The 16,317-nt window shown below is 53.7% G+C and carries 12 protein-coding genes; 5 read left to right on the top strand and 7 right to left on the bottom strand.

Features of this window, described 5'->3' with window-relative positions:
* Positions 1-5 precede the first annotated feature (5 nt).
* Positions 6-965: a class 1b ribonucleoside-diphosphate reductase subunit beta gene (gene nrdF / locus NYE33_RS12080; RefSeq protein WP_341065922.1), complete on the top strand. Its 960-nt coding sequence runs from the start codon at positions 6-8 to the stop codon at positions 963-965.
* A gap of 282 nt (positions 966-1,247) precedes the next feature.
* On the top strand, positions 1,248-2,084 hold the full coding sequence (locus NYE33_RS12075) for an alpha/beta fold hydrolase (protein ID WP_341065920.1): 837 nt from the start codon (positions 1,248-1,250) through the stop codon (positions 2,082-2,084).
* 27 nt (positions 2,085-2,111) lie between these two features.
* On the opposite strand, the gene NYE33_RS12070 is transcribed toward NYE33_RS12075, so the two are convergent.
* The 3 genes from NYE33_RS12070 to NYE33_RS12060 form a co-directional block, all read right to left on the bottom strand.
* Positions 2,112-4,880 carry a ComEC/Rec2 family competence protein gene (locus NYE33_RS12070; RefSeq protein ID WP_341065918.1) on the bottom strand — a complete coding sequence of 923 codons (2,769 nt, stop codon included), beginning with the start codon at positions 4,878-4,880 and terminating at the stop codon, positions 2,112-2,114.
* A 214-nt stretch (positions 4,881-5,094) separates the two neighbouring features.
* Positions 5,095-5,613, bottom strand: a complete 519-nt coding sequence (locus tag NYE33_RS12065; protein WP_039300969.1) for a deoxycytidylate deaminase — start codon at positions 5,611-5,613, stop codon at positions 5,095-5,097.
* Positions 5,614-6,179: 566 nt separating this feature from the next.
* Positions 6,180-7,130 carry a ComEA family DNA-binding protein gene (locus NYE33_RS12060; RefSeq protein ID WP_341065917.1) on the bottom strand — a complete coding sequence of 317 codons (951 nt, stop codon included), beginning with the start codon at positions 7,128-7,130 and terminating at the stop codon, positions 6,180-6,182.
* 147 nt (positions 7,131-7,277) lie between these two features.
* Here NYE33_RS12060 and comER point away from each other — a divergent pair, with 147 nt between their 5' ends.
* Complete coding sequence (comER, locus tag NYE33_RS12055; RefSeq protein WP_042139487.1) at positions 7,278-8,129, top strand: late competence protein ComER; 852 nt, start codon at positions 7,278-7,280, stop codon at positions 8,127-8,129.
* Positions 8,130-8,337: 208 nt separating this feature from the next.
* Here comER and leuS read toward each other — a convergent pair whose 3' ends face one another.
* The 3 genes from leuS to NYE33_RS12040 form a co-directional block, all read right to left on the bottom strand.
* Positions 8,338-10,785 carry a leucine--tRNA ligase gene (gene leuS, locus NYE33_RS12050; protein WP_076245101.1) on the bottom strand — a complete coding sequence of 816 codons (2,448 nt, stop codon included), beginning with the start codon at positions 10,783-10,785 and terminating at the stop codon, positions 8,338-8,340.
* Between the two features lie 214 nt (positions 10,786-10,999).
* Positions 11,000-11,284 carry a hypothetical protein gene (locus tag NYE33_RS12045; RefSeq protein WP_341065916.1) on the bottom strand — a complete coding sequence of 95 codons (285 nt, stop codon included), beginning with the start codon at positions 11,282-11,284 and terminating at the stop codon, positions 11,000-11,002.
* A gap of 370 nt (positions 11,285-11,654) precedes the next feature.
* Positions 11,655-12,722 (bottom strand): AI-2E family transporter, encoded by a 1,068-nt coding sequence (locus NYE33_RS12040; RefSeq protein ID WP_076245106.1) that lies wholly within the window; start codon positions 12,720-12,722, stop codon positions 11,655-11,657.
* Positions 12,723-12,950: 228 nt separating this feature from the next.
* Between NYE33_RS12040 and bglS (NYE33_RS12035) the strand changes: the two genes are divergently transcribed.
* The gene (gene bglS / locus NYE33_RS12035; protein WP_371916283.1) at positions 12,951-13,640 is read left to right on the top strand and encodes a beta-glucanase; all 690 of its coding nucleotides are present in this window, start codon (positions 12,951-12,953) and stop codon (positions 13,638-13,640) included.
* A 191-nt stretch (positions 13,641-13,831) separates the two neighbouring features.
* Positions 13,832-14,566, top strand: coding sequence for a beta-glucanase (gene bglS / locus NYE33_RS12030; protein ID WP_076245239.1), 735 nt, complete (start codon positions 13,832-13,834; stop codon positions 14,564-14,566).
* Positions 14,567-14,630: 64 nt separating this feature from the next.
* Here bglS (NYE33_RS12030) and NYE33_RS12025 read toward each other — a convergent pair whose 3' ends face one another.
* Positions 14,631-16,211, bottom strand: a complete 1,581-nt coding sequence (locus NYE33_RS12025) for an extracellular solute-binding protein (protein WP_076245109.1) — start codon at positions 16,209-16,211, stop codon at positions 14,631-14,633.
* Between the last annotated feature and the right edge of the window lie 106 nt (positions 16,212-16,317).

Genomic DNA, 16,317 nt, shown 5'->3' with positions numbered 1-16,317 from the left:
TCATTATGAGTGCAATCAAAGCCGTGAACTGGAACCGTCCCGACGACGACTACTCGCTGATGTTCTGGAATCAGAATATTATGCAGTTCTGGACCGACGACGAAATTCCATTATCCGATGACAAAATGTCCTGGCTCACGCTGAGCGAGATCGAAAAGGACTCTTATATGAAGGTGCTGGGCGGACTGACCCTGCTTGATACCATCCAGGGCGGCGTAGGCATGCCGCAAATTATGGAGCATGTGGACGGCTTGCAGCGCAAGGCGGTCCTCGGCTTCATGGGGATGATGGAGCAGATCCATGCGAAGTCTTACAGCAGTATTTTTACAACACTGGCTTCTACCGAGGAGATCGACGGCATCTTCCGCTGGGTGGAGGACAATACGTTCCTGCAGTTCAAGGCAGAGACCATCTCGGAATATTACAAGAAGATTGAGTCGCCCAAAGACCTCTATCTGGCAATGGCTGCCTCTGTTCTGCTGGAAAGCTACTTGTTCTACAGCGGCTTCTTCTACCCGCTCTATCTGGCCGGCCAGGGCAAAATGACCTGCAGCGGCGAGATCATCGACCTGATCCTGCGGGATGAGAGCATCCACGGCGTCTACGTCGGCGTACTCGCCCAGGAGATCTTCGAGGAGCTGTCCGAAGACGATCAGCGCGATGTCTACCAGACCCTGGTCGGACTGCTGCGTCTGCTGCATGCTAACGAAGAGCAGTACACCGAACAAATCTACGCCCAGATCGGGCTTGTAGATGAAGTGAAGGCCTTCCTGCGCTACAACGCCAACAAGGCGATGATGAACCTGGGATTGGACCCGCTGTTCGCAGAGGAAGAGATCAACCCGATCGTCCAGAACGGAATCAGCACCCACACCAAGCAGCATGACTTTTTCTCCAAAAAAGGCAACGGCTACGTCCGTGCGATGAATGTGGAGCCTTTGCGGGATGAGGATTTCCGGTTTTAGTATAAGCTGAATCTATGAACCTAACTTACAGCTCCAGCCGTCACTACGGAGAATATTTGGACTTCCGGCCGCTGTTGTATACAGATTTCCTGATTATAACCGCTGTTCGCGGTAGAAATCCGTATACAAAGGCGGACGCTAACACTCCTACAGTTCCAAAATCCCCTTCCGATCCTTCCCGCTTTTGGTTATATTCTTTTATTCAGCTTATATAGTTTTAATTAATAAGGCACCCGTCAGCTGAGAGACAAGCTGACGGGTGCTTTTTTTGAGACTAACTCCATGCAGGAACGTACCAGTAGGAGTGAATTTGATTTTGTGGAAGAGGAGTGTGCCGGTGTGGCCTTGCATGTTCAGGAATCTGGGGATCAAAGTGCATCTTATCTGATGGTATTCTTGCACGGTGGCGGAGTTAGCGGCTGGATGTGGGATAAACAAGTTGAGTATTTCGCCCATTATCATTGCATGGTTCCAGACTTGACCGGACACGGGTTAAGTAATGATGACATTATATTTTCAATTCAAAGCAGTGCAGAACAATTAATCCAATTGATCGGAGAAAAAGCAGGCGCAAAGAAAGTCGTCCTGGTCGGATTCTCTTTAGGTGCACAGGTTGCTGTCCAGATGATAAGCCTGAGACCTGCGCTCATTGATTTTGCCATAATAAACAGTGCTCTGGTCAGACCCATGCCGTACGCTAAAAAGTGGATTGGACCGGCAGTCAGACTAACCTTCCCTTTAATTAAACAGAGATGGTTCTCAAGGCTTCAGGCTAAGACACTATATCTGGGCGATGAATACTTTGAACGATATTATGCAGAAAGCTGCCGGATGCCGCCTGACGCCCTGATCGCAGTGCTGGAAGAGAATATGACGTTCACTATTCCAGCCGGTTTCAGTGAGGCCGCAGGCAAGATACTGTTTACAGTAGGTGAGAAAGAAAAAGCTGTGATGAAGCAATCCGCTAAGGATCTTGTTGCTGCCAGCTCCAATTGTAATGGCGTGATCATCCCTGGCATTGGACATGGGGTCTCTCTGGCGAGGCCTGACTTCTTTAATCAAATGGTCGACACATGGGTGCATAAAGGTGACGTACCCAAGGAATGCAAAAGGGTTTGATGTATTTTTTTGTTCATCGTAAATAGTTTATTCCGTATCCTTCATATTAAGCTTATGTCTCATTATTATCGCTTCCTTACCCACCCTGAGCTGAATCTCGCCATGCTGGTCGGTCCGGTATACCTCTGTATTTTCGTCTTTTAGCCGGTCTAGTACATCGCCATTTGGATGCCCGTAGAGGTTGTTCACACCCGCAGAGATTACCGCCGCTGCCGGATGCCAGAAGGTCAGCCAGTCTGCGCTGGTGGCGGTTTTGCTGCCGTGGTGGGCGACTTTGAGGATGTCGATGGGCTTACCTGCCTGTATTCCGGCCTGCTGTGCGGATTGCAATATCGCTTCCTCCGCTGCCTGGTCCATATCGCCTGTGAAAAGAAAGCTGCGGCCGTTCATCTCCAGCCGAAACACGACCGATTCGTGGTTCTGATCCTCCACTTCATCCGGCAGAGTCTGCCCGTCCGCAGGCGGCTCCGGCCAGAGAAAATGCAGCTGCGCCGCCTCATCCGGAGCCAGGACCATGCCCTGCTGTACCGGATACAGCCGGACTCCTGCGGCAAGCGCTGTAGTCATCAGCTTGGTGTACGGCTCCGTATCTGCCAGCGTCCCGTTGAACAGCAGAGCAGACACTGGCATACCCTCCAGCACCGCCTGCAGCCCTCCGGCATGGTCCTGATCGCCATGCGTCAGGATCACCGCATCCAGCCGGTGGATGCCCCGCTGCTTCAGCAGCGGCAGCAGCGTCTTGGCTCCGACCTCGAACGGGCTGCGGCGGATTCGCCAGGCTTCCTTCTTCCCGAAACTCACCGTTCCGCCGCCGTCCACCAGAATATGGGCTCTGCCCGGCGTGGTAATCAGGATGCTGTCTCCCTGCCCCACATCCAGGTAGCTGATCGCTCCCGCACCGTCCAGGTCTCCCGCATTGTAGCCTCTGTACAGCAGAAGCGTCAGACCGGTAGCGCACAGCACAGCGGCAAGGCTGCCCCAGCGCGTAGCGTCTGGCTGCGGAAAGGCCTGGAAGGCTAGCGCGGCTCTTCTGCTGCTCACAGCTGCCGCTGGCGCCGCCCTGCAGCTGGTATTGCCGGCCTTACCACGGCTCTTTCCCGGCAGCTCGAGCTCGGTCAGCGGCCGGGTCTCATCCTCCATATACTGTGGAGCAAGCGTAATCTCCGTCCGTCTCTTCAACGCATACAACACACCGTAAAGTAGTCCGTAGTATAGGCAAATCCACAGTAATGAAGGTGAAGCCCAGATCAGCACACCTGCTGTAAACCCGTTTACCCACTCCACTGCCTCAAACGTAGCATTATTCAGCAGCTCTGCAAGCTGCACAGTTAAGAGGGCGGCAGTATTCCAGAACCGTCCAAGCAGCAGCGCCAGCGTACCAAGCGGCAGCACCAGGAACGTGATGAAAGGAACGAGCAGCAGATTGGCGGCAAAGGACAGCAGCGAAAATTGGTTAAAATAATATATCGTTAGCGGGAAAGAGACCAATTGCGCAATGAAGGTTACCGAGAGGGCGCTGCCCAGCCAGTTAGGTAAACATCTGAACAATGGCGCGGCCAGCGGCGTATATACCATGAGACCTGCTGTCACCAGAAAGGACAGCTGAAAGCTGACGCTGAGCAGCAGATACGGGTTCCAGACCAGCATCATCAGCGCCGCAGCGGCCAGAATGTTCATTCCATCCTTAAGGATACCGAGCCTTGCGGCAAGCAGAGCAATCATGCTCATTATCCCGGCGCGAACCACTGACGGTCCGGCACCGGACAGCAGTACGTAGGCTGGTACAAGCAGTAATGTTACCGTGAGTGCTGTTTCTCTCGTGAAGCGGCAGCGGCGCAGAAGAAATAAGATCACCCCGACATAAACCGCAACATGCATTCCCGAGATCGCCAGAATATGAGTCAGCCCCAGCTGTGAGAATTGCTTAAAGGTCTCCGGGTCCAGATCCTCCTGGATGCCGATGACGAGTCCCTTCATATAACCGGCATGCGGCTCCTCGAATAAGCGCTCCATCTCTGCACCGAGGGTGGCGCGCATCCTATCATTCCAGCGCAGAATGCCGGATAGCTGCCACGATGCCGGAGGGGCAATCTTAACGCTGGCTGTTCCGCTCCCTTTTAACAGCCAGTGGATTTTCTTCGTGAGCAGATAAGCCCGGTAATCGAATCCGCCGAAGTTACGCGCTATCTGCGGCTGGGCCAGCTCTCCTTCAATGACTACCCGGTCTCCCCGCTGCCAAAGAGCGGCTACAGCAATTTCGCTTTCTTCCTGAAGCTTGATTTGAACGGCAACCAGTTCCCCTTTTGCTTCCTCTTCTGCTCCTGTTATTGCGTCTGCCGCTACCACGACAGCTACTTTTTCTTTTGTAGCTACTTTAGCTCCCGTTTCTACATTCGCCGCTGTTTCGTCCACCTGACTTCCCTGCCGCTCGAGTCCGATCCGTGACAGCTTTAACGTAAAATCAACCCGGTCCCCGTCCCGCTCCACCGGAGACGCAATAACGCCAGCGGCTGTAACGTTAGCCTCATTCAGTTCGGTTGCCGATCGCCCCAATTGCTCCGGCAGCAGGCTCACGTTACGCGCCTCACTCCACTCCCAGTACATGGCTGCCGCAGCAATCGCCAGCCCGAACACAGCAGCCGTTCTCCAGCGTATACCGCCGCTGACCGCCCAGATTGCAGGCAATAGCAGCAAGCCTGCGAGGTAGATCAGCAGACTGCGTCCGGAGAACAGACAGCCTGCCGCACTTCCGGCAATCCAGCAGATCGTGAAGCTTAAGAGCGGCCTTCTGTTCATCAGCATCTCTCCTTTAATCATGGGTCTATTCTCTTCTTCCCGTCAAAATGGAACTACTCTTTTCCTGTCCCGCTGCCGCAGCAACGACAAAGAACCCCTGCAAACGCAAACACATGCGTAAGCAGAGGTTCTTCCCCTGAAGATCTGAAGCTATCCATAACACTAACCCGTCCCTATTCTGTGTGGTGACGCAAGTCCTCCGGTATGCTTCCGGTTATTCCGATACCGAGATCATCGTTTCCTTCGGCGGCTCATAGTTCTCCAATTGGCGGAACACAATTCCTTTGGAGGACAGCATGGCCTCAACCTTCTCCATATCCTTGCGGTACGGACGCAGATAGACAATCTCTACAATCCCGCTGTTGGCTAACATATTGGCACAGGTCCAGCAAGGTTCATCCGTGACGTAGACGGTACTGCCTTCCCGGTCACTCCGGTCTGTGAACAGCAGCAGATTCTGCTCAGCATGGATTGTACGGATACAGCGCTGCTTCTTCACCATGGTCTCTACGCCGTCAATGATCTCCCGCTCATATTGCTCGGAGACCATACAGCCTGCTTCCGAGCAGTCCGGAACACCCATCGGTGCGCCGTTATAGGCGGTGCCCAGCAGCTTCTTGCCCTGCACCAGCACAGCGCCGACATGGCGGCGGGGACAGCGCGAACGGGTGGAGACCATGCAGGCAATATCCATGAAGTATGTATCCCAGTTCTTGCGGTAAGCCACAGTCATCAGCAATCTCCACTTCCTCTTAGATAGTTGTTCATTATTGTAACATAATGCAGCATTCTTTCACTATACAGCTTGTCCTAACACTAGCCTGCCAGCCGTTCTCATTACAGCATCATGCTGCGTAAACCGCAATTGCTGATAGAAACGTCGATTCTGGCGTTAAGCTCAGTTTCCGGCAGGCTCAGGCTTGACCTGTTACTATTCCCTTTCATTTTCTGGACTTAACTGTATTCTGTACAACTAAAAAGACTGAAATTCGGATGAAAAGCAGTTTAATTGCACTTCGTACACTTATATCACGATCTGCTGAGCTAAAATCGCCACACAACGTATTTTAGTTGTACGAAGTGCAACTAACTTTAAGAAATTAGTAGTTTTACAGTTTTTAGTTGTACCAAATACACTTATCTGACTGGCGGAGCATACGGTTGGGCATGGCGGGTAGGCTCGGCTCCATCAGACAACTTTGTGTAACAACAACCCGGTAATTCCCTGCCAATTGTAGTTTATACAAGCGTCAGTATGGATGCTGCCGCCCGTTCGAATCATCCAGCGGGTCCCTGGACTCAAAATGCCACCAGCGGCTTCAGCTGCTCCAGCAGCTTCGGTCCGATCCCCTTCACCTTACCCAGATCGGTCAGGCTGCGGAACGCTCCCTTGCTGCTGCGGTACTCGATAATCGCCTGCGCCTTCTTCTCCCCGATGCCCGGCAGGTCCATCAGGGCTGCGGTATCGGCAATGTTCACATTGACCCTGCCATCAGCAGCCACTGCTGGAGCTACTGCTCCTGCGGCACCTGCGGCACCTGCCGCTCCAGCGCTCCCAACTGCACCAACTGTCCCGCCACCTGCAGCGCCGCTGCCCGCCGATCCAATCACTGCACCTCCAGTTACTTCACCACCGCTAACGGCTCCACTTCCCGCTACCCCAGCCGTTCCACTTACGGCGCCATTTCCTGCTACTCCTGCCACACCACCATCTACAGCGCCACTCCCAACTGCACCAACCATCCCCCCACTAGCGGTCCCACTCCCAGCTACTCCTGCGTCCCCACCACCAACCGTTGCCCCGGCCTTACCGTTCGTATTCCCGTCATCCCCACCTGCCGCTGCCCCGGCTGTCCCCGCCGGAGCAGCAATCCCGGTGCCATTAATCACTCCGGCCTTATCACTTACAGCACTGCCCTCACCACCTCCGGCCTTATCACTTACAGCACCGCCCTTACCTCCGGCCTCACTTACAGCACCGCCCTCACCTCCGGGCGCTGCCAGCGCCTTACTACTCCCGGCACCGCTGCCACTAATAGCCGCTGCCCCTTCAGCGCCGCTCCCACCATCTTCACCACTCACCCCTGCCGTTCCCGTGCCGCCATCCGCCACCCCCAGCGCCTGCGCCATCCCGGCGTTCAGGGTCTCCCACCCGGCGATGCCGTTCTCTGCCCTGTGGTCTGCAGCCCAGACCAGACCACCGCCCAGCAGGGCAGCGGCGATGGCGCAGCCGATCATTCTTTTGCCCATGAAGCTGTCCTCCTTCAGTAAACTGGAATTTTATTCAAAAACAAGCTTAAAACCTGTCATTTGTCCAAGACTGCCGTGCATACATTGAACGAAGAGTATTCCTGTAAGCCCAGAACCCAGCAACATTAGAAAGGAGGTAACCACAGGATGAAAGTGGGATTTATCGGAACAGGCAGCATGGGCGGTCTGCTCATCGACACCTTTCTTCGTTCGGGAGCCCTTGACCCGTGTGATGTGCTGGCCAGCAACCGCAGCCCGGGCAAGCTGAGAGAGCTGAAGAAGCTTCATCCCGGAATCACTGTATGCTCGGGCAACATCGAAGCCGCGTCCGAGAGCGATATCGTGTTTCTGTGTGTCAAACCTTTGCAGTTCAAAATGTTAAGCGATGAGATTGCCCCTTACCTGCGCAGCGAGCAGATTGTCGTATCCATTACTAGTCCAGTTCAGCTGTACCATCTTGAATCCGTACTGCCCTCCAAAATTGCCAAGATTATTCCCAGCATCACCCATTCCGTCAAAAGCGGGACTTCTCTGTGCATCTTCGGAAGCAGATTAAATAAAAAAGACAGGCTGGTCCTGCTCCGGCTATTCTCATGTATTGGTGTTCCTGCGGAAATCCCGGAGAGTCATACGCGGATTGCCTCTGATTTCTCCAGCTGCGGCCCGGCGTTCATCAGCTATTTCCTGGAACGGTGGATCGAAGCGGCTGTAGAAGCAACCGGCATTGATGAGGCCCTGGTCAGCCGTCTGGCCGGTGAAATGCTGCTTGGTACAGGCAAGCTGCTGACAGAAGGCTCCTTCACCCCGCAGGGGCTGCAGGAACGGGTTGCCGTCCGCGGAGGCATTACAGCGGAAGCGCTGAACCACCTGCGTACGAGTCTGGAAGGGGTGTTCGAACGCCTGATCACCACTACGCATGACAAATACGATGAAGATGTGGAAAAGCTCGACGAGCTGTTCGGGCGCAGCAGCATCGTCCAGAGCCCACTTGACCGCTAAGGCAGCTGCGGCGATAGCCTTCTGCCAACGTCCATTGCCATAGCTTATTGCAAGGGCCGTATGCCTTGCCATCGTCCTTCCCCTCTTGCCATGCCCGCCTTATGCTACGCTCTGCCGCTCCGTTCTCCGCTTCCGGTGCACTGCCGGAAACCAATAAAACCCGCAGCACGGAGTCATCCGTTGCTGCGGGCAATGTTGCGTTCTTCGCTTAACCCACTACTATATTTACCAGCTTGCCGGGAACGGCAATAATTTTACGTACGGTTTTGCCTTCGACGGCTGCCTTCACGTTCGGCAGGGCCAGCGCATGGTTCTGCATGTCTTCCTGACCCATATCCATAGGGATCAGTGCGCGCTGAACGATTTTACCGTTAACCTGCACGACAATTTCCACTTCCGCATCTACGGTCCAGGCTTCATCATAAGCCGGCCATGCGACATAGCTGATGCTTCCTTCGTGACCCAGCAGCTGCCACAGCTCTTCGGCAATATGCGGTGCCAGCGGCGACAGCATCTGGACGAACTGTTCTGCCGCTTCTGTGGACAGGCTCTCCTGCTTGTAAGCGTCGTTGATGAAAATCATCAGCTGGCTGATCGCCGTATTGAACCGCAGATGTTCAAAGTCTTCGGTTACCTTCTTCAGCGTCTTATGCCAGGTCCGTTTGAATTCATCGGTACCGCCATCTGCCGAGATCTTAGCGCTGATGCTGCCATCTTCGTTCACGAACAGGCGCCATACGCGGGAGAGGAAGCGGTGGATGCCTTCCACGCCTTTTTCATTCCAAGGCTTAGTCGCTTCCAGCGGCCCCATGAACATTTCGTAGACGCGCAGTGTATCTGCGCCGTAAGCTTCTACGATTTCATCCGGGTTGATGACGTTGCCGCGCGATTTACTCATCTTCTCATTGTTGTTCCCCAGGATCATCCCCTGGTTCACGAGCTTGTGGAACGGTTCCTTCGTATCGACTACGCCGATATCATAGAGAACCTTGTGCCAGAAGCGGGCATACAGCAGGTGGAGCACCGCATGCTCGGCTCCGCCGATGTACAGGTCAACCGGCAGCCATTCCTTCTGCTTCTCGGGTGAACACAGCTCCTGATCATTGTGCGGATCAATATAGCGCAGGTAGTACCAGCAGCTGCCGGCCCATTGCGGCATGGTGTTGGTCTCGCGGCGGGCTTTCATTCCTGTCTCCGGATCAATTGTTTCGACCCATTCGGTTACATTCGCCAGCGGGGATTCACCTGTGCCCGAAGGCTTGATGGCATCCACATCCGGCAGTACCAGCGGCAGCTGGTCCACAGGAACGGTCTTCATTGTGCCGTCTTCCAGATGCAGAATCGGAATCGGCTCCCCCCAGTAACGCTGGCGGCTGAACAGCCAGTCGCGCAGGCGGTAGGTTACTTTGCCCTTGCCGCTGCCCTTCTCTTCCAGCCAGGCAATCATTTTGGCGATAGCTTCAGTATTCGACAGGCCATCGAGGAATCCGGAATTTACGTGCGGGCCGTCGCCGGAATAAGCCTCTTCTTCGACGTTGCCGCCTTGCACTACTTCAATAATATTCAAGCCGAACTGCTTGGCGAACTCCCAGTCACGGGTATCATGGCCCGGAACAGCCATAATCGCTCCGGTTCCGTAGCCGGCCAGCACGTAGTCGGCAATCCAGATCGGCACCTGTGCGCCGTTCACCGGATTGATTGCATAAGCGCCGGTGAAGACACCGCTTTTCTCTTTGGCCAGATCGGTACGCTCCAGATCACTCTTGCGGGAAGCCTTGTCGCGGTAGTCTGCAACGGCAGCCTTCTGCTCTTCTGTTGTAATCACATCAACCAGCTTATGCTCCGGTGCCACGACGCAATAGCTTGCTCCGAACAGGGTATCCGGACGGGTGGTAAACACTTCAAGCGTAGCCTCATGCCCTTCAATGGCAAAAGTCACCTCAGCGCCGGTCGATTTGCCGATCCAGTTGCGCTGCATATCCTTAATGCTCTCTTCCCAGTCCAGCTCATCCAGATCCTCGAGCAGACGGTCTGCGTATTCGGTAATTCTCAGAATCCACTGGCGCATCGGTCTGCGGACCACGGGATGGCCTCCGCGCTCGCTTTTGCCGTCGATCACTTCTTCATTCGCCAGGACGGTACCCAGCGCTTCACACCAGTTCACGGAAACCTCAGCTACATACGCCAGACCGCGGTTGTACAGCTGGATGAAAATCCACTGCGTCCATTTGTAGTAACCCGGATCAGTTGTGCTAATCTCGCGGTCCCAGTCGTAGGAGAAGCCCAGCGACTTGATCTGGCGGCGGAAATTATCAATGTTCTTGAAGGTAATGTCACGCGGATGCTGTCCGGTATCCATCGCATACTGCTCAGCCGGCAGTCCGAAAGCGTCCCAGCCCATCGGGTGCAGCACGTTGTAGCCGCGCATCCGTTTGAAACGGGAAACAATATCAGTAGCGGTGTAGCCTTCAGGATGGCCTACGTGCAGCCCTGCGCCGGAAGGATACGGGAACATATCCAGGGCGTAGAACTTCGGTTTGCCTGCTTCTTCACTTGTTTTGAATGTCTTGTTCTCGTCCCAGAATTTCTGCCATTTCGGCTCGATAGTCTGGGCACGGTAGCCGGTGTGGGCTTGGGTAAATGTGTTGTCGCTCATCTTATGCTCCTCCTTGGAGTGTTGCTGTCTTAGGTAAGGCTAATGTTATAAAAAGAAATACTGTAAATAAGGGTCACTGCAGAAAGTTTTGGGCTTCCGCCCGCTGTTATATTCGGATTTCCTGATTAGAACCGCTCATCGCGGTAGAAATCCGAATCTAAAGGCGGCCACTAACGTTGCTACAGCTCCAAAATTTCTATCCGTTCCTTTATCTTTACATAAGTTCTGTTAAACCAATCCGCTGGCCCTGGCGGAACAGCAAAGTCCAAGAACCCGCAATGCTTCGCTGGGGCCGGTAGGGCCTGAAAAGCCAAACCCGCCATTGATTCGCCGGGTTGGTAGGAACCCGCCCAAGCTTCGCCGGACCGGCAGAATCCGCAAAGCCCAGGCCCCGCTTCGGATCGCGGAACTGCTGGAATATCCTTGACCGTGCGGCGCCGCTGGAACCATCCCAGGCTTCCCGCCGCTCCGCCGGACTAACCGCAAAAAAACCTCCCATCCCTAGCGTATTATCGCTAGGGACGAGAGGTTTGAATTCCCGTGGTACCACCCTAGTTAGCGGCGGACATTCTTTGTCCGGCACTCACTTTGACACCCTTTAGCGGGGGTGAGGCGACGACGGTTCACACGCCGGTCTCCTTATTAATGAAGCTTAAGGAACCTGCGGCTCGCGCCGTTACTCCGAGGTGAGTTCACTGCGGTCCGTTAACCGGCTCGCACCTGAGGTGCCGGCTCTCTGCAATAACGGTCTCACGAATTAATACTCCTCTTCATCGCACTGCTATGTGTACTGCTTCTTATTCGTAATATTCACCACATTATAACCAAAAGATACATGTACCGTCAATGATTTAGCAATATCCCTGCTTTTATGCCGGCTTTCTGCGGATATAATAGGCGATGATATGCTGAATGACCACTTTACCGGCTGCGAAGAACGGCACCGCCAGAATCAGTCCGATCATTCCGGCGATCTCCCCGCCGACCAGCAGCGCGAAGATAATCAGCAGCGGATGCAGATGAAGCTTCCGTCCGACCACCTGCGGCGAAATGACGTTGCTCTCCAGCATTTGGCATAGTGTATTCACCACAGCTACCATTAGTACCAGGCGCCACGAGAGGGTTGAAGCCATTACAATGGCCGGAGCCGCACCCAGAAACGGACCCATATAAGGCACAATGTTAAAGACCGCTACCACACAGGCGAAGAGCAGCGCATAAGGCATACCGATAATCATATAGCCGATATAGGCCAGCACGCCGATGATGATGCAGACAAGAAACTGCCCGCGGATATAATTGCCAAGCGCTTCATCAATGTCCTTCAGCAGGGTGACAATCGACTTGCGGCGGGAACGGGGCAGGCAGGATACAACGGTCCGTTCGAACACATCGAAGTCCTTGAGAATGTAGAACACCAGAAAAGGCACAATGAATGCATTGAACAGGATACCGATCGTCGACGCAATATTATCAAGGAAATGGGAGATACCTTCGGCCAGGCGGTTTTCCAGCTGATAGAACCAGTTATTCATCCCCGTCTCCACGCCGGGCGGAATCAGTCTGGAGTTCATGTTCCGCATCAGACCCTGCGCATGCAGTGTCATCTCCGGCAGGTGCTCGTTTAGCTCCTCAAGCTGCTCGATGAACATGGGGATCAGGTTGATCAGAATGACCGCCAGGGAGGTGAGAAATACGGCATAGATCAGCAGGACGGCCACGCTGCGCGGCATTTTTCTCCTGGAGAGCATGGATACCACGGGATTCAGCACATATGAGATGATCATTGCCGCCAGGAACGGGGCGAGGATCGCTTTTAGAAACAGGAATATTCCCTCCAGCATGGGGCGGAGCAGCCAGACGAAATACAGAATGATCAGGGAGAGCAGCACGCCGATCATCCAGCGGAACCATTTACTTTGGGACCATTGCTCCATAATACCCCTCCTGAACATGTACAGCCTCTAACAGTCATGCAATATTAGTATGTGTGAGAGGGTAATGAAATACTCTTGCCTGCAAAAAATTGGTTTTTTGTTATTTGGGTTGGAAAGTTGGTATAGTGGCCGGCATCAAGGTCCGCTAAAATCATATTGTAAAACGCTTTCATTCCGAGGAGGGGTACTTTTATTATGAAAAGGTTAAAACGATTATGCGGTGCAGGCATGCTGTTGCTGCTTGCCGGATTGCTCACTGGAGCTCCGTCTGTTTCGGCAGCCACCGTCTTTGATGAGCCTCTGACCTACTTCAATTCCGCAACCTGGCAAAAAGCCGACGGCTATTCCAATGGCGGGATGTTCAACTGCACCTGGCGCGCTAACAATATCTCATTTACAAGCGGCGGACAGCTTCGTCTGGCACTGACCAGTCCCAGCAATAATAAATTTGACGGTGCAGAAATGCGGTCTGTCTACAAGTACGGCTACGGTAAATATGAAGTCAGCATGAAGCCTGCCAAGAACAGCGGAATCGTCTCTTCCTTCTTCACCTATACCGGACCTTCCGACGGTACGCCCTGGGATGAAATTGATATCGAGTTTTTGGGCAAGGACACCACTAAAGTCCAATTCAATTATTATACAAACGGGGTTGGCGGCCATGAAAAGATCGTGAATCTGGGATTTGACGCTTCCCAAGGTTATCATACGTATGCCTTCGATTGGCAGCAGGGCTACATTAAGTGGTATGTGGACGGCGTTCTGAAGCATACGGCCACCAGCAATATTCCGTCCCGTCCCGGTAAAATTATGATGAATCTCTGGAACGGAACGGGAGTGGACTCCTGGCTCGGTTCCTATAACGGAGCCAATCCGCTCTACGCTTACTACGACTGGCTGAAATTTACAGGCAACTAAAAACGAAATTTGGACTCCGGCGGCGCACAGAGCGCACCTGCCGGAGTCCTTTTACATCTGCCCGGAAGCCGTTATCTTCAGAATTTGTTATCCGGATTGACACATTGGTATAGCGGCCAGAGCCTGGGTTCTGTACGATAAAAGCAAGAAACATCATCACAGGAGGAACAGAATTGATACGCAACAGGTTAATCAAAGCATCCGTAGCCGTTGCTGCTCTGTCAGCAGCAGTATGGGGCCTATGGGCCTTCACTACAGCACCCCGATCCGAAGCAGGAGGCGCGAAGGACAATTTTACAGAATTCAATTCGGAGTTCTGGAAGAAAACGGATGGCTATTCCAACGGAGACATGTTCAACTGCACCTGGCGAGAAGATAACATCTCATTTGCCGGGGATGATCTTATGACCCTGTCTCTTACCAGCCGGTCCCCCGGCGAGTTCGACGGTGCAGAATACCGTTCGCTGGAAAAGTACAGCTATGGCAAGTATGAAATCCGTATGAAGCCGGCGGCCAATCCCGGTGTAGTCTCTTCTTTCTTCACGTATACCGGCCCTTCGGAAGGCGAGCCCTGGGATGAAATCGATATTGAATTTTTGGGTAAAAACACCCGCCAGATGCAATTGAACTACTTCACAGACGGCATCGGGGGACATGAAAAGGTGATTGACCTCGGCTTTGACGCGTCAGAAGAATTTCACTGGTATGGTTTCGACTGGAAGAGGGATTCCATTACCTGGTATGTAGACGGCCGCCCTGTTCATACAGCGACCGAGAGTATTCCCTTTACTCCGGGCCGTATTATGATGAATCTCTGGAACGGAACAGGTGTGGATTCCTGGCTGGAGGCTTATGACGGCAAGGCTCCGCTACATGCTTATTATGACGAATTCCGCTATACTCCAGCGCCAGACCGGGGCGAGTAAGAAGCTCCAGCGCCTCTCCGACAAGAAACCGCCTTGATGAAGGCGGTTTCTTGTCCCTGCGGACTCATCGGCGGCTGCGGTCCCAGGCATTGACCTCCGAGGTTTCGGACAATCCCCCGTAGGCCTTCCATTTGCCGACAAACTCGTCAAATTCCCCGATACCGCTGTCTGCAAAGATAATGTTTTGAAAGCTTTTTTGTTCCAGCTTCTTCAGCAGCTCACCGTCGCTCTTCATCGTCTTGGTGGGCGGTCCCGTGAACTGTTCCTTACGGGAAGCCTCCTTCTGGCCCAGCAGCACCGGGGTAATATCCTCCGGAATCTCCTTGATCACTTCGGAGGGAATTCTCGCCCCGTCGAAGGTCAGTGTGTAGGAGGCCGCCCGGATGACGCCCATCGGCAGCGCAGAGGGCTCAATGGTCGCCTTGCCGTCCGCCATTGCCCAGTCATAGCCCTCTGCAAGACCATTAATGAACTCGCCGGTGGAGGTAGCATAATAATCAAACATATAATTCTGATAGGTAAAAAAGATTTCGGGGTGCTTCATTTTCTTGTTAATCAGTATTGCTCCGTTGACAGGTAAGGTGCCTCTTCTCATAGCGGTACCTTCCGGTCCGGAGGGTATCGCAACAGCCTTGACAGACGCCTGCGGGTCTGCGGCAGTCAGGGAAGACAAAGGCCAGCCGCGCATCCAATACGGGCCGGCAATCATGCCGGCCTTGCCGGAGACAAACCGGTTGGCGGCGCCCTCTTCATCAAGCCAGGCACTGTCCGTCGACAAGTACCCCTGCTGGACCCAATGCTTCATAAGCGCGACAGCCTTCCGGGCGCCGGGCTGCACGGAACCATATTCCAGGGTTCCGTCACTCCGGCGGTTCCATTGCTCGGGAACCGTGCCAAATGCTCCAAAAATCCAGCTGCTGTCCCCCATCCAGGTACTGGGACCGTTTCGGAATCCTAACGCAAGGCCGTAAGTATCCTTTAATCCGTTGCCGTCCGGGTCCTGGTTGACAAAAGCGTCCATGACCTGTTCCAGCTCATCCAGAGTCCGCGGTGTTTCCAATTTCAGCTTGTCCAGCCAATCCTGGCGAATCCAAAGCAGCGGATCGGAGTTGTATTCGTAATCCATGATGGGAATCGCATACTTATGCCCGTCCCGCACGAAGGCATTCCATGCCGAGGTGTCCTCGGCAACAGCCTTCTTCCACACCCGGGAGGCATAATGTTCAAATAAACTGCCGACTTCCATGAATTGCCCGGAGTCAATCAGCTCTTGAATGATGGCTGCATCCCTTGTAGTGACAACATCGGGCATATTGCCTTTGGCCAGCTCAAGCCTCAGCTTGTTGGCGTAGTTCTCGGAGGTGCCGGAGATGGTCCAGAGATAACGGATACGGATTCCCAACCGTTCCTCCGCCCAGGCCGTATGCACATTATGTTCAAGGCTCTCGCCTTTTTTAAAGGTCAAATTGGGGTTCACGGAGCCCACTGTGTACAGGTCTATGGGCGGATTATATTTACCCGCTTTGACGTCAAAATGAGGCGCCGTGCTCTCCGGGGAAGCTGCCGGGAGAGTGCCCCCGGAGCTGCGGAAGGTGCAGCCCGACAATATCAGGACCAGCGCGATCAACGGCAATCTGAATTTCATGGAACCACCTGCTTTTCGTAATGTTCTGGAGGGCCGGACAACTTGTATCATAATCTTCTTCGGCATCACATGGTACACTTCTTTTATTACGGCTAACAGTGAAAGC

The sequence above is a fragment of the Paenibacillus sp. FSL R10-2199 genome (assembly GCF_038000235.1).
Lineage (GTDB): Bacteria > Bacillota > Bacilli > Paenibacillales > Paenibacillaceae > Paenibacillus_AQ > Paenibacillus_AQ phytohabitans.
The sequence above is the reverse complement of the archived record's forward strand: the minus strand, read 5'-3'. Positions and strand labels throughout refer to the sequence as shown.

Coding starts and splice junctions, on each gene's coding strand:
- nrdF (WP_341065922.1), top strand. CDS start 6: ATGAGTGCAATCAAAGCCGTGAACTGGAACCGTCCCGACGACGACTAC.
- NYE33_RS12075 (WP_341065920.1), top strand. CDS start 1,248: ATGCAGGAACGTACCAGTAGGAGTGAATTTGATTTTGTGGAAGAGGAG.
- NYE33_RS12070 (WP_341065918.1), bottom strand. CDS start 4,880: ATGAACAGAAGGCCGCTCTTAAGCTTCACGATCTGCTGGATTGCCGGA.
- NYE33_RS12065 (WP_039300969.1), bottom strand. CDS start 5,613: ATGACTGTGGCTTACCGCAAGAACTGGGATACATACTTCATGGATATT.
- NYE33_RS12060 (WP_341065917.1), bottom strand. CDS start 7,130: ATGGGCAAAAGAATGATCGGCTGCGCCATCGCCGCTGCCCTGCTGGGC.
- comER (WP_042139487.1), top strand. CDS start 7,278: ATGAAAGTGGGATTTATCGGAACAGGCAGCATGGGCGGTCTGCTCATC.
- leuS (WP_076245101.1), bottom strand. CDS start 10,785: ATGAGCGACAACACATTTACCCAAGCCCACACCGGCTACCGTGCCCAG.
- NYE33_RS12045 (WP_341065916.1), bottom strand. CDS start 11,284: ATGGGAGGTTTTTTTGCGGTTAGTCCGGCGGAGCGGCGGGAAGCCTGG.
- NYE33_RS12040 (WP_076245106.1), bottom strand. CDS start 12,722: ATGGAGCAATGGTCCCAAAGTAAATGGTTCCGCTGGATGATCGGCGTG.
- bglS (WP_371916283.1), top strand. CDS start 12,951: ATGCTGTTGCTGCTTGCCGGATTGCTCACTGGAGCTCCGTCTGTTTCG.
- NYE33_RS12025 (WP_076245109.1), bottom strand. CDS start 16,211: ATGAAATTCAGATTGCCGTTGATCGCGCTGGTCCTGATATTGTCGGGC.